This window comes from Siansivirga zeaxanthinifaciens CC-SAMT-1 (assembly GCF_000941055.1).
GTDB lineage: Bacteria > Bacteroidota > Bacteroidia > Flavobacteriales > Flavobacteriaceae > Siansivirga > Siansivirga zeaxanthinifaciens.
Window position 1 is genome coordinate 1517641 of the sequence record NZ_CP007202.1, and the last position, 12169, is coordinate 1529809.

Sequence of the window (12169 nt, forward strand, 5' to 3'; positions counted from 1 at the left end):
AATGCTATAAAATAATTGTAGCAAATATAGTTTAAAAGCGGCTTTTTTAGGCTATGTTTTCTAAGCCACCCGGAAAAGGCCTGTAAGCGTAATATTGTAAAACTTCTTCTATTGCTAATTTTAAAGCCTGGTTTATATGTGTAATTATGTTGCCTAGTTTAAAATCTATTTGCGATAACTGCATGTAGTAATCTGTGAACATAGGCACATAAAGTCCGTTTGCGATAGCTTCATTGGCGTTTTTTACACCTTCAATTTGATTTTCTTTAATAATTTTACAAGTAACCAAACGTTGTTTGCCGTACTTATCTCGCGTAGCGGCGTATCCAAAAAGTCTGCAAATTAACCCACGGTATTTATAGTTGTTACAACGTCCTAAAGTATTATCGATAACATTTAACGAACTGTAAAGATGGCAAAGTGAATTTTTTTCTTTGGTTTTTAACTCTGCCAAAGTGCTTTCGGCTTGACCAATTAAAAATAAATGAAACGCTAAAGGAAGCATTTCTAATGGAGAAGCTTCAATGCTTGGGTTGGTACAGCAGTTACCACAACCCGTTAAACAATGCAAGTGTGTTTTGTTTTGAAATTCTGAAATTTCTAAATCAAGTTGTTCGAATAAATTCAGAACAGCCCTTACTTTGCGTTCAATAGACATTAGTGAAATTTTTATCGAATGTACGCTATATTATGATTCAATTTTTAGTTGTTAATTTCTTTTTTTTGAAGAAGAAAAAAACCACCTCTTTAAGTGGAGGTGGTTTTGGAAATATATAGAATACTGAACATGTTCAGCATGACAAAGCCTGTTACTTAATCATTTGATAACTGCGTTTAATAAATTCGCTAAGTTCTTTTCCTTTTAGTAAACCTTGCGCTAAACGTGCTAAATCTAAACTCTGATTAATTAAACGCTCTTGGTTTTCTTTGTCTTCGGTAGCTAAAATATCGCTAACTAATGCCGAATTGGTGTTTACAACCAAGTTGTACATTTCTGGCATGTTTCCAAACATATTCATACCGCCACCTGTAGCTTGCATTTCTTTCATACGGCGCATAAATTCTGGTTGGGTGATTATAAATGGCGATGCTTCGCTATCCATAGCTTCTAATTGTACCATGAATTTTTCAGAAGGAATAACTTCTTTTAATAAATCTTCCAGCGTTTTTTTCTGTTCATCGTCTAATTTAGAAATGGCACTTTCATCTTTCTTAATTAAATTATCAATGTGATCGCCATCTACACGTGCAAAAGAAATATTCTCTTTGGTGCTTTCTAATTTCTGAATTAAATGCGATACAATAGGCGAATCTAACAGTAAAACTTCATAGTTTTTAGCTTTAGCAGCCTCGATATAGGTGTGTTGCGCATCTTTATCGGATGCATAAAGAATAACCAATTTACCGTCTTTATCGGTTTGATTTGCTTTTATTTTATTGAATAATTCTTCGTAGGTGTAATATGTATCATCTACTGTTGGGTATAATGCAAAAGCATCGGCTTTTTCGAAGAATTTTTCTTCTGAAAGCATACCGTATTCAATCACAATTTTTATATCGTTCCATTTAGCTTCAAATTCCTCACGATTGTTGTTGAAAAGTGATTTTAATTTATCGGCTACTTTTCTGGTAATATAAGATGAAATCTTTTTAACAGCACCATCGGCTTGAAGGTAAGAACGCGATACGTTTAATGGAATATCTGGTGAATCGATAACACCACGAAGCATAGTTAAAAACTCAGGAACAATACCTTCTACATTATCGGTAACATATACCTGGTTTTGATATAACTGAATTTTATCTTTTTGGATGTTCATATCCTGACCCATCTTTGGGAAATATAAAATTCCTGTAAGATTGAACGGATAATCAACATTTAAGTGAATATTGAATAAAGGCTCTTCGAATTGCATTGGGTACAATTCGCGATAGAAGTTTTTATAATCTTCATCTTCTAAATCGGCTGGTTGTTTTGTCCAAGCAGGATTCGGATTGTTAATAATATTGTCTACCGTAATTTTACGCTGAGGTTCTTTGGTTTCTTTACCGTCTTTGTCTGTAATAGTTGCTGGTTCGTGGTCTGGATCGTTTATTTCTTTAGTTCCAAATTTAATTGGAATAGGCATAAACTTATTGTATTTTAAAAGCAGCTCACGAATACGAGATTCTTCAAGAAATTCGGTTGAGTCTTCTGCAATGTGAAGAATAATCTCGGTACCTCTGTCTTCTTTAGTGCCTTCTTCTAGCGTGAATTCTGGCGAACCGTCGCAAGTCCAATGTGCCGCAAGAGCACCTGTATGCGATTTGGTTAAAATTTCAACCTTTTCGGCAACCATAAATGCCGAGTAAAATCCGAGACCAAAATGACCAATAATACCAGCATCTTTAGCAGAATCTTTATATTTATCTAGAAACTCTTCGGCACCAGAAAATGCCACTTGGTTAATGTATTTTTCAACTTCTTCGGCAGTCATACCTAAACCTTGGTCTATAATATGAAGCTTTTTGCCTTCTTTATCAATTTTAACTTCTATTTGAGGATTGCCATATTCCGATTTAGACTCTCCAATGCTTGTTAAATGCTTTAGTTTTAATGTTGCATCTGTACCATTACTAATTAACTCACGTAAAAATATTTCGTGGTCGCTGTATAAGAATTTTTTAATAAGCGGAAAGATATTCTCTACCGATACATTAATGTTTCCTGTTGCCATAATTGATTTCTATTTTTTTTTCCGCGAAAGCGAAAACTGTTTAACTTAATTTTATAAAATGATTTTAGTCAAAAAAAGTACCAAGACTTAAAAAGTGACAAACTGACACTGTTTTAATTTTACTGAAGTATAATTTCTAGTTTGATATTTACTTATAGTTGTTGTACTTTGTGTTACTAAAACTAAATATGATATGTACAATTCTAAAATAATTGGCTTAGGTAAATATGTGCCAGACAATGTAGTTACAAATAACGATTTGTCTAAAATGATGGATACCAATGATGCATGGATACAAGAGCGCACAGGCATTAAGGAACGCCGTTGGGTAAAAGAAGGTTCTGGCGACACTACAGCAACTATGGGCGTTAAGGCAGCGAAAATCGCCATTGAACGCGCTGGAATTGATAAAGATGATATCGATTTTATTGTGTTTGCTACGTTGAGTCCCGATATGTATTTTCCTGGTCCTGGCGTGCAAGTACAGCATGCTTTGGGTATTAAAACAGTTGGCGCCTTAGATGTACGTAACCAATGTTCGGGCTTTGTATATGCGCTGTCGGTTGCCGATAATTTTATTAAAACGGGCATGTATAAAAATATACTTGTTATTGGTAGTGAATTGCATTCGCATGGTTTAGACAAAACAACTCGCGGAAGAAGTGTATCGGTTATTTTTGGAGATGGAGCCGGGGCTGCCGTTTTAACACGCGAAGAAAATAATAGCAAAGGCATTTTATCGACCCATTTACACAGTGAAGGCGAACATGCCGAAGAATTGGTACTTATTGCCCCCGGGCTGGGTAAGCGTTGGGTGAATGACATTTTAAAAGATAACGACCCTAACGACGAAAGTTATTTTCCTTACATGAATGGACAATTTGTATTTAAAAATGCGGTGGTTCGTTTTAGTGAAGTCATTATGGAAGGTTTAATTAAAAATAATCTTCAGGTGGATGCTATTGATATGTTAATTCCGCATCAGGCCAATTTGAGGATTGCACAGTTTATTCAGAAAAAGTTTAAACTTAATGACGATCAGGTTTTTAATAATATTCAAAAGTATGGAAACACCACAGCAGCTTCGATTCCTATAGCTTTAACAGAAGCATGGGAAGAAGGTAAAATAAAAGAAGGTGATACCGTTGTATTGGCAGCCTTTGGAAGTGGTTTTACTTGGGGTAGTGTCATTATTAAATGGTAAAACAATATTAAAAAACCCAAAACGAAGTGGTTTTGGGTTTTTCTAGCTATTAATCAACTTCAACTAACACTAAAAAATTGTGAAGAATCATACTTATAACACGTAAAAACTTCCAAATTATTGTATTAACCTTGTTTTTTTAACTTCATTTAACATTAAAAAAAAACCGAAACAAAAATTGTTTCGAGTTTATCTAAAAAAACACACAAACTTTACTAAATTTTATAATGTGAAGGTGACTAACTCTAAATAATTATATATTGTATGTAGTAGTTATGTATGTTTTTTTGTAACGTATGGTTTACAATTTTATTGTACGAAAAAGTAATTTTTTTTAATTATATATAAAAAAAACCATCAATGTTACTTGATGGTTTTTTACAAAGCATATTAATTGAAGTAAGTATTTCTTAGGGGAATTATCTAATATTTTGTTTAATTTAAAGAGTGACTAATTCAAATAAAATGAAACAGATAAATATTAGATGAGGTTTAATTTAATTATTTAATTTGAATTAATCAAGATAAAAATGCATAAACTTCACATTTTCAATATGTTTTGGGTGTTTTCCCCTCGTTTTTCATCAAAAAAATTAAAAAAATAAGTAATATGAATAAAAAAACTTTAGTAGTAGGAGCTTCATTAAAACCAGATAGGTATTCAAATTTTGCTATTCGAAAATTAAAAAATTCAAATATTGAAGTTGTGGCATTGGGTTTGAAATCTGGTGAGGTTGCTGGTGTTTTTATCTCTAAAGATTTGGTCGATTATAAAGACATTCATACGGTTACGTTATATCTTAATCCTCAAAATCAAATAGCTTACTACGATTATATTGTATCGTTAAAGCCAAAACGTGTAATTTTTAACCCAGGTACAGAAAATTCCGAATTTTATAAAATTTTAGATGAAAACAACATAAATTATGAGGTGGCTTGCACCTTAGTTTTGCTTTCTACTAATCAATTTTAAACCAATAAAAGTTAATAAGCCATTAATTAAAAGGATTTCAAAACCAATTTGATAGCCATTAAGTAAATCGGGCGAATATTTATTTATATAAAATGATAGGATTGGAGCAATTAAAGCTATAATCCAAACGTATTTATCTTTAATTTCAGATTTTGTTAAAATTCCGAATGCAAATAAACCTAGCAACGGACCATAAGTGTATCCAGCGGCTTTAAATAATTCCCAAATTACAGAAACGTCTTTAAAAAGCGCATCAAAAATAATAATCACAATTACCAATAAAGCGCTTATAAAACCATGAATTTGTTTCCGTATTCTTTTTTGTGAAGCCTCTGGTTTTTTGTCAATTTCAACAATATCAATACAAAAAGCGGTGGTTAACGATGTTAAAGCCGAATCTGCACTGCTGTAGGCTGCAGCGATAAGACCTAGAATAAAAAATCCCGATGTTACCATGCCAATCTCTGGTAACATGGCTATGGTAGGGAAGAGGTTATCTTTACTAACTAAGAGGTTATGTGAACTTGCATATTGGGTAAGCAACAATCCCAGAATTAAAAAAAGGATGTTTACAAAAATTAAAACGACACTAAATGAGATCATGTTTTTTTGTGCGTCCTTAATATTTTTGCAGGTTAGGTTTTTTTGCATCATATCCTGGTCTAATCCTGTCATTGTAATGGTTATAAACATGCCAGATAAAAAGCTTTTAATAAAAAATTGGGGGTCGTTTATGTTTTCAAAAAAGAAAACTTTAGATAAAGCACTTTCTTTAACATTGGTGTAGATATCTGAAATACTATTTAAATCTAATGCCGAAGCCAAAAAACTTATAGTAACCACCACAGAAACAAGCATGAAAAGTGTTTGTAGTGTATCTGTAAAAATAATCGTTTTAATACCGCCTTTAAACGTGTAAAGCCAAATAAGAAGTATGGTTATAATTACCGTTATAAAGAAGGGAATGTGAAAGTGGTTAAAAACTAATAACTGTAAAACTTTTGCAACCAAAAACAATCTAAAAGAGGCGCCAACAATTCTTGAAATTAAAAAGGCGGTAGAGCCTGTTTTGTAGCTGGTTACCCCAAACCGATCTCTTAAATAGGTGTAGATAGAAGTTAAATTAAGTTTGTAATAAATAGGTAAAAGCACGTAGGCGATTACTAAGTATCCAAAAAAATACCCAAAAACCACTTGTAAATACCCAAATTGATTGGCTTCTACAGCACCGGGAACCGATATAAAGGTAACGCCCGATAGTGAAGCGCCAATCATGCCAAATGCTACTAAATACCATGGTGCCGATTTATTGGCTTTAAAAAAGGCTTCGTTAGAGTCTTCCTTTCCTGTGAAATAAGAAATTAGTATTAATACAATAAAATAGGCAGCAATAAGAAATAAGATTTGCGTAGCAGACATTTATTTTGAATTTTCAGCCAAAATACAAAATAGTTTAAAGCTATCGGGGTCAAATTTTTATATTAAAAGCCAATCGGTTATTTGAATTTATTTTAAATGTGTTAAATTCGCAGCCATGGAATTTTCATCGAAGTTGTTAGAACGAGCAGTTAACGAAATGTCGCAATTACCTGGTATTGGTAAGCGTACGGCATTGCGTTTGGTTTTGCATATGTTAAAACAACCCAAAGAGCAAGCAACAGCCCTATCTGAAGCCTTGCTTAATATGCGAAACGACGTTAAGTTTTGTAAGTCGTGTTATAATATTAGCGATGTAGAAATTTGTGAAATATGTTCCAATCCCGTTAGAGATCAATCTATTGTATGTGTTGTTGAAGATGTTCGCGACGTTATGGCTATTGAAAACACAAATTCCTTTAAAGGCTTATACCATGTTCTTGGTGGCAAAATTTCACCAATGGATGGTATTGGACCTCATGATTTAAATGTACAGTCTCTAGTAGATAAAGTGAAAGAAGGTAAAATAAAAGAATTGTTTTTTGCGTTAAGTTCTACTATGGAAGGTGACACAACCAATTTTTATATTTTTAAACAAATTCAAGACTATAATATTTTTACTTCAACTATTGCCAGAGGAATCTCTGTAGGTGACGAATTAGAGTATGCCGACGAAATTACCTTAAGCAGAAGTATAGTAAATCGTGTGCCTTTTGAGAATTCTTTAAAACTTTAAATTCATTTATATATTGAAAATTAACCAAAAAGCGACCCTAAAATATTAATAGCCAATTGAAACTTTCGGTAATCATTTTAAATTATAACGTACGCCACTTTTTAGAATTATGTATAAAAAGTGTACAGGCTGCCATAAAAAATCTTGACGCAGAGATTATAGTGGTCGATAACAATTCCAAAGACCATAGTTGCGATATGGTCCTTAAATTATTTCCCGAAATACTTTTAATACAAAACAAAGAAAATTTAGGCTTTTCTAAAGCCAATAATTTAGCCGTAGCACAAGCAAAAGGCGAGTTTATTTGTATATTAAATCCAGATACTGTTGTAGCCGAAGATACGTTTGATGCCTTATTAAAATTTTCTCAAAGCAAAGATAAATTAGGAATAGTAGGCTGTAAACTGGTTAATGGTTCCGGTCTTTTTTTACCAGAAAGCAAACGTAATATTCCTTATGTTAGTGTTTCATTAAGTAAAATATTAGGGCGACCAAAAAAATACTATGCGAATCATCTAGAGGCCAATGCTGTTGGACAGGTTGATATTTTGGTTGGTGCATTTATGTTTTTAAAGAAAACCGTTTTTGATGAAGTACAAGGTTTTGACGAAGATTATTTTATGTATGGCGAAGATATCGATTTGTCGTACAAGGTTTTAAAGGCGGGCTATAAAAATTACTATTTTGGAGAATTAACGGCGATTCATTTTAAAGGCGAAAGTACATTAAAAGATAAGCATTATGCCAGAAGGTTTTATGGTGCCATGCAAATTTTTTATGAAAAACATTTTAAAACAAACCTGTTTTTTGATTTGGTTGTTTGGCTTGGCATCAAGTTTTTCTATTTCTTCAGGAAAATTCCAAAAATTCACAAAAAGAATATTTCTAATTATGTTCTCATTTCAGATGAAATAAATGAAAATCTAAAGAATTCTTTAAAAAAACCATTGGTATTAAAGGATAAGTTAGATATAAACGAAGACAATATTGAGGTTATTTTGGACGGGAATTTTTTATCTTACAAAAAAATTATCCAACTCATTGAAGATAATTTTATAAGGAATAAAAAAGTGACTTATAAGATTTTACCCGAAAAATCTAAATTTATATTGGGTAGTGATAGCGGATTTGTAAGAGGTGAAATTCTAAAGTTTAAATAGTTTTAGTTGAAAATTATTTAAAGGATTCCATGATTTTTAAGTAATTTTGCAAACGGAATTAAAAAAGTAAGTATTACATTGTAAATATGGCAAGATTTGAACTGAAATTACCAAAAATGGGAGAAAGTGTTGCAGAAGCAACCATAACATCTTGGTTAAAAGAAGTTGGAGATACTGTAGAATTAGATGAAGCTGTACTTGAAATCGCAACCGATAAAGTCGATAGCGAAGTACCAAGTGAAGAAGAAGGTATCTTAGTTGAAAAATTATTTAAAGTAAATGATGTAGTTCAGGTAGGTCAGGTTGTTGCCATTATAGAAACAAGTTCTAATACGCCAAATAAAAATTTAGAAATAGAAACAGAGTCTACACAAAATGTAGATTACCAAGATACCGTTTCAATAGATAAAGTCGTAGAAACTATTGTAAAAGCTAGAGAAGTTTTAGAGCCTGTCGTTTCTACTGATGATAGATTCTATTCGCCTTTAGTAAGAAACATAGCTAAAGAAGAAGGTGTTTCTCAAGAAGAATTAGATGCTTTAAAAGGAACAGGTAAAGATGGCCGTGTTACAAAAAATGATATATTAGATTACGTAGCTAATAGAGGTAATTTAAAACTTGACGCTTCTATAAAAGAAGTGCAACCCGCTCAAACACCACCAAAAGCAGAGGCGGTTGTTCAAGCGGACGTGCCTCAGGAAAGAGTTGTTGAAGCAAAAGTAAATAACGAAAAAGTAGTTGAAGTTGTTTCTTCTGAAAAGGAAGCGACAAAAACCTTGCTTACAAACAGTGGCGACGAAATAATTGAAATGACCCGTATGGGAAAAATTATTTCTCATCATATGATGGAATCTATTAATACTTCGGCTCATGTGCAAAGTTTTATTGAAGCCGATGTCACCAATGTTTGGAAATGGCGCGCAAAAGTTAAAGATGCCTTTGCTAAGCGCGAAGGCGAAAATTTAACCTTTACTCCAATTTTTATGGAGGTAATTGCCAAAGCACTTCGTGATTATCCATTAATGAATATCTCACTAGAAGGAGATAAAATAATTAAAAAGAAACATATAAATTTAGGAATGGCAGCAGCGTTGCCGGATGGAAATTTAATTGTTCCTGTAATAAAAAATGCCGATCAGCTTAATTTGGTTGGAATGACAAAACAGGTTAACGACCTGGCTAACAGAGCGAGAACTAATAAACTAAAACCAGACGAGATACAAGGTGGAACTTATACAGTTACCAATGTAGGTAGTTTTGGAAGTATTATGGGAACACCTATTATTAATCAGCCACAAGTTGGAATATTAGCCTTAGGAGCCATAAGAAAAATGCCTGCGGTAATTGAAACACCCGAAGGCGATTTTATAGGTATTCGTTATAAAATGATTTTATCGCACTCTTACGATCATCGCGTTGTTAATGGCGCTCTTGGTGGTATGTTTGTGAAAGCCGTTAAAGATTATTTAGAAGCTTGGGATATGAAAAGAGAAATTTAAAGTTTTTCTCTTACTGCCTCTAATAAATCACTTTTCGATTCAATTTTAGTGTACAATGAATCATTTATTTTGAAAACGGGTAAATGCGAGGTTTCTTTTATTTTGTTTGTTTTCAATTCATTAGCAAGTCTAATTAAGTTAAGTGTATCATTGCTAATGTTGTATTCTTGATATTTCAACCCATTATTATTTAAAATAGTTTTTAAATCATTACACAAAACGCAATGGTCTTTGGTGAACATAGTTATGGTTTTGTTTTTTAAAGATTCGTCTATTTTAAAGTTAATATCCTGTTTGTCTTTTCTTAATGAAAAGTCATAGCTAACTTCATTAACAATAAATGTAGAATTGTATATACCTGCTTTTCCGTCTAGTAAAACCATAGTAAGTAGTTTGGTTTCAGAATTAGGAGGTAAAGTTTTTAAAATCGGTCTTAAGCTGGTTCGTCTGTAATCATCGGTTGTTACTCTTAAAAAAACATCATAACTTATAGAGTCCTTGTTAACAGCAATAAGTTCTAATCTTTTTCCTGTCTTCTTTTCTTTTAAACTAACAAATTTATGTTGGTTTTGGGCAATTAACGATGTAGTGAAGAGTAAAATAAAAAGGGAAATACTGAGAGATTTCATTAGATTTATTAATATAAATTACGAATTTAGCGAAAAAATAAAAGTTTATTTTTAAAAACTCGAACAAAAGTAATGCAATTAAATTTAACCAAACCCATTTGTTTTTTCGATTTAGAGACAACAGGTGTTAACATCACAACCGATAGAATCGTCGAAATTTCAATACTAAAAGTCTATCCTAACGGTAAAGAAGAGAGTAAAACTTGGGTGGTGAATCCTACGATTCCTATTCCTAAAGAAGTTACGGCTATCCATGGTATATCAAACGAAGATGTGACCGATAAACCAACATTTAAGGAAATTTCAAAAGAAGTTTATAATATGATAAAGGATTCAGATTTGGGTGGATTTAATTCCAACAGATTTGATATTCCGCTTCTGGCAGAAGAATTATTGCGCTCGGAAATAGATTTTGATATGAAAAATCGTGTAGCCATAGATGTGCAAACTATTTTTCATAAAATGGAACAACGCACCCTTTCTGCAGCCTATAAATTTTATTGCAACGAAGAATTGGTAGGAGCTCATGGCGCCGAAGCAGACACAAAAGCGACTTACGAAGTTTTAAAAGCGCAAATTGCCAAGTATGATGAAATAGAAAATGATACCAAATTTTTAGCAGATTTTAGTTCAAGAAAACAATTTGCAGATTTTGCGGGATTTATTGTTTATAATAAAAATGGCGATGAATGTTTTTCTTTCGGAAAGCATAAAGGTAAATTAGTTACAGAGGTTTTAGAAAGTGAACCAGGTTATTTTGGGTGGTTACTAAACGCAGACTTCCCATTGTATACCAAAAAAGTACTCACATCTATTAAGTTGAGAAATTTTAATAACAAATTAGGTTGAGTTCAATTTCATCTAATAAATTATAATAAAAATGAAAATCATTTGTATTGGTAGAAATTATACCGAACATATAAAAGAATTGGAGAATGAAAAACCAACAGATCCCGTTGTTTTTTTAAAACCAGACACTTCAATATTACTAAAAAAACAACCTTTCTTTATTCCAGATTTTTCAAATGATGTGCATTATGAAGTTGAAATTCTTGTAAAAATTAATAGAATTGGAAAGCACATAGACAGGAAATTTGCACACAAATATTACGATGAAATAGGTTTGGGCATCGACTTTACCGCCCGCGATTTACAAGCAAGGTTAAAAGAAAAAGGTTTGCCTTGGGAAAAAGCAAAAGCTTTCGATGGTTCGGCTGTAATAGGCAATTGGTTGCCTGTTTCTAATTTTTCTGATGTCAATGCTATTGAATTTTCCTTAAAAAAAAATGAAAATATTGTACAATTAGGAAATACAAGCCACATGCTTTGGAAAATTGATGAACTTATCGAATATATTTCAAAATATTTCACTTTAAAGATAGGAGATATTATATTTACGGGTACACCTTCTGGAGTAGGTAAGGTTGAAGCTAATGATAAGCTAAAAGGATTTATAGGAACTCAAGAAATGTTTTCAATAACAGTTAAATAAATGGAACAACATTATAAATTAATTAGAGTAAGAGAGTTGGCAGATAACGATGAAGAATTTGTAGCAACCTTGGTTGGTGCTTTTCTTGAAGAGGTTCCAGAAGATGCCGAACGATTAAAAAAAGCTGTAGCAGATAAAAATTATTTTGAAGCGTATCAAGCAGCACATAAAATGAAACCAACGATTGATTTGTTTGAACTTGGCGTGCTTGATATTTTAATAGAGGTACAAGATTGGGGCAAATTTGAAAAAAAGGAAATGGATATCACAAATCAATTGCATACGGTTTTAACTGCGGTAGAAAATACCGTTAACGAAATGAAATTAGATTTTAATTTATAAG

Annotated in this window: 12 protein-coding genes; 8 read left to right on the forward strand and 4 right to left on the reverse strand. The window is 32.3% G+C overall.

The window, feature by feature from the left end:
- Positions 1 to 46: 46 nt before the first annotated feature.
- Together AW14_RS06800 and htpG are read right to left on the reverse strand one after the other, a co-directional pair.
- Positions 47 to 658 (reverse strand): YkgJ family cysteine cluster protein, encoded by a 612-nt coding sequence (locus AW14_RS06800; protein WP_044638129.1) that lies wholly within the window; start codon positions 656 to 658, stop codon positions 47 to 49.
- A gap of 151 nt (positions 659 to 809) precedes the next feature.
- The gene (htpG, locus tag AW14_RS06805; RefSeq protein WP_044638130.1) at positions 810 to 2717 is read right to left on the reverse strand and encodes a molecular chaperone HtpG; all 1908 of its coding nucleotides are present in this window, start codon (positions 2715 to 2717) and stop codon (positions 810 to 812) included.
- 193 nt (positions 2718 to 2910) lie between these two features.
- Here htpG and AW14_RS06810 point away from each other — a divergent pair, with 193 nt between their 5' ends.
- Positions 2911 to 3921 carry a 3-oxoacyl-ACP synthase III family protein gene (locus AW14_RS06810; protein WP_044638131.1) on the forward strand — a complete coding sequence of 337 codons (1011 nt, stop codon included), beginning with the start codon at positions 2911 to 2913 and terminating at the stop codon, positions 3919 to 3921.
- 610 nt (positions 3922 to 4531) lie between these two features.
- The gene (locus tag AW14_RS06815) at positions 4532 to 4894 is read left to right on the forward strand and encodes a CoA-binding protein (protein ID WP_044638132.1); all 363 of its coding nucleotides are present in this window, start codon (positions 4532 to 4534) and stop codon (positions 4892 to 4894) included.
- Here AW14_RS06815 and AW14_RS06820 read toward each other — a convergent pair.
- Entirely contained in the window at positions 4865 to 6313 is a 1449-nt protein-coding gene (locus AW14_RS06820; RefSeq protein ID WP_044638133.1) for a sodium:solute symporter, read from the reverse strand. The two genes, AW14_RS06815 and AW14_RS06820, sit on opposite strands and share 30 nt — an antisense overlap.
- 115 nt (positions 6314 to 6428) lie before the next feature.
- Here AW14_RS06820 and recR point away from each other — a divergent pair, with 115 nt between their 5' ends.
- The 3 genes from recR to AW14_RS06835 all read left to right on the forward strand — a co-directional run bounded on the left by recR (position 6429) and on the right by AW14_RS06835 (position 9705).
- Entirely contained in the window at positions 6429 to 7046 is a 618-nt protein-coding gene (gene recR / locus AW14_RS06825; protein WP_044638134.1) for a recombination mediator RecR, read from the forward strand.
- A gap of 56 nt (positions 7047 to 7102) precedes the next feature.
- Positions 7103 to 8206 (forward strand): glycosyltransferase family 2 protein, encoded by a 1104-nt coding sequence (locus AW14_RS06830; RefSeq protein ID WP_044638135.1) that lies wholly within the window; start codon positions 7103 to 7105, stop codon positions 8204 to 8206.
- Between the two features lie 86 nt (positions 8207 to 8292).
- Complete coding sequence (locus tag AW14_RS06835) at positions 8293 to 9705, forward strand: dihydrolipoamide acetyltransferase family protein (RefSeq protein ID WP_044638136.1); 1413 nt, start codon at positions 8293 to 8295, stop codon at positions 9703 to 9705.
- Here the strand turns inward: AW14_RS06835 and AW14_RS06840 are convergent.
- The gene (locus tag AW14_RS06840) at positions 9702 to 10334 is read right to left on the reverse strand and encodes a glutaredoxin family protein (RefSeq protein WP_044638137.1); all 633 of its coding nucleotides are present in this window, start codon (positions 10332 to 10334) and stop codon (positions 9702 to 9704) included. The two genes, AW14_RS06835 and AW14_RS06840, sit on opposite strands and share 4 nt — an antisense overlap.
- Positions 10335 to 10406: 72 nt before the next feature.
- Here AW14_RS06840 and AW14_RS06845 point away from each other — a divergent pair, with 72 nt between their 5' ends.
- From AW14_RS06845 to AW14_RS06855, 3 genes are read left to right on the forward strand one after another with little or no spacing between them, the layout of a single operon-like run.
- The gene (locus AW14_RS06845) at positions 10407 to 11183 is read left to right on the forward strand and encodes a 3'-5' exonuclease (protein WP_044638138.1); all 777 of its coding nucleotides are present in this window, start codon (positions 10407 to 10409) and stop codon (positions 11181 to 11183) included.
- 31 nt (positions 11184 to 11214) lie between these two features.
- On the forward strand, positions 11215 to 11826 hold the full coding sequence (locus AW14_RS06850; protein WP_044638139.1) for a fumarylacetoacetate hydrolase family protein: 612 nt from the start codon (positions 11215 to 11217) through the stop codon (positions 11824 to 11826).
- Complete coding sequence (locus tag AW14_RS06855) at positions 11827 to 12168, forward strand: hypothetical protein (protein WP_044638140.1); 342 nt, start codon at positions 11827 to 11829, stop codon at positions 12166 to 12168.
- Position 12169 lies beyond the last annotated feature (1 nt).

Coding starts and splice junctions, on each gene's coding strand:
- AW14_RS06855 (WP_044638140.1), top strand. CDS start 11,827: ATGGAACAACATTATAAATTAATTAGAGTAAGAGAGTTGGCAGATAAC.
- AW14_RS06845 (WP_044638138.1), top strand. CDS start 10,407: ATGCAATTAAATTTAACCAAACCCATTTGTTTTTTCGATTTAGAGACA.
- AW14_RS06815 (WP_044638132.1), top strand. CDS start 4,532: ATGAATAAAAAAACTTTAGTAGTAGGAGCTTCATTAAAACCAGATAGG.
- AW14_RS06835 (WP_044638136.1), top strand. CDS start 8,293: ATGGCAAGATTTGAACTGAAATTACCAAAAATGGGAGAAAGTGTTGCA.
- AW14_RS06800 (WP_044638129.1), bottom strand. CDS start 658: ATGTCTATTGAACGCAAAGTAAGGGCTGTTCTGAATTTATTCGAACAA.
- AW14_RS06820 (WP_044638133.1), bottom strand. CDS start 6,313: ATGTCTGCTACGCAAATCTTATTTCTTATTGCTGCCTATTTTATTGTA.
- AW14_RS06810 (WP_044638131.1), top strand. CDS start 2,911: ATGTACAATTCTAAAATAATTGGCTTAGGTAAATATGTGCCAGACAAT.
- AW14_RS06840 (WP_044638137.1), bottom strand. CDS start 10,334: ATGAAATCTCTCAGTATTTCCCTTTTTATTTTACTCTTCACTACATCG.
- recR (WP_044638134.1), top strand. CDS start 6,429: ATGGAATTTTCATCGAAGTTGTTAGAACGAGCAGTTAACGAAATGTCG.
- AW14_RS06850 (WP_044638139.1), top strand. CDS start 11,215: ATGAAAATCATTTGTATTGGTAGAAATTATACCGAACATATAAAAGAA.
- htpG (WP_044638130.1), bottom strand. CDS start 2,717: ATGGCAACAGGAAACATTAATGTATCGGTAGAGAATATCTTTCCGCTT.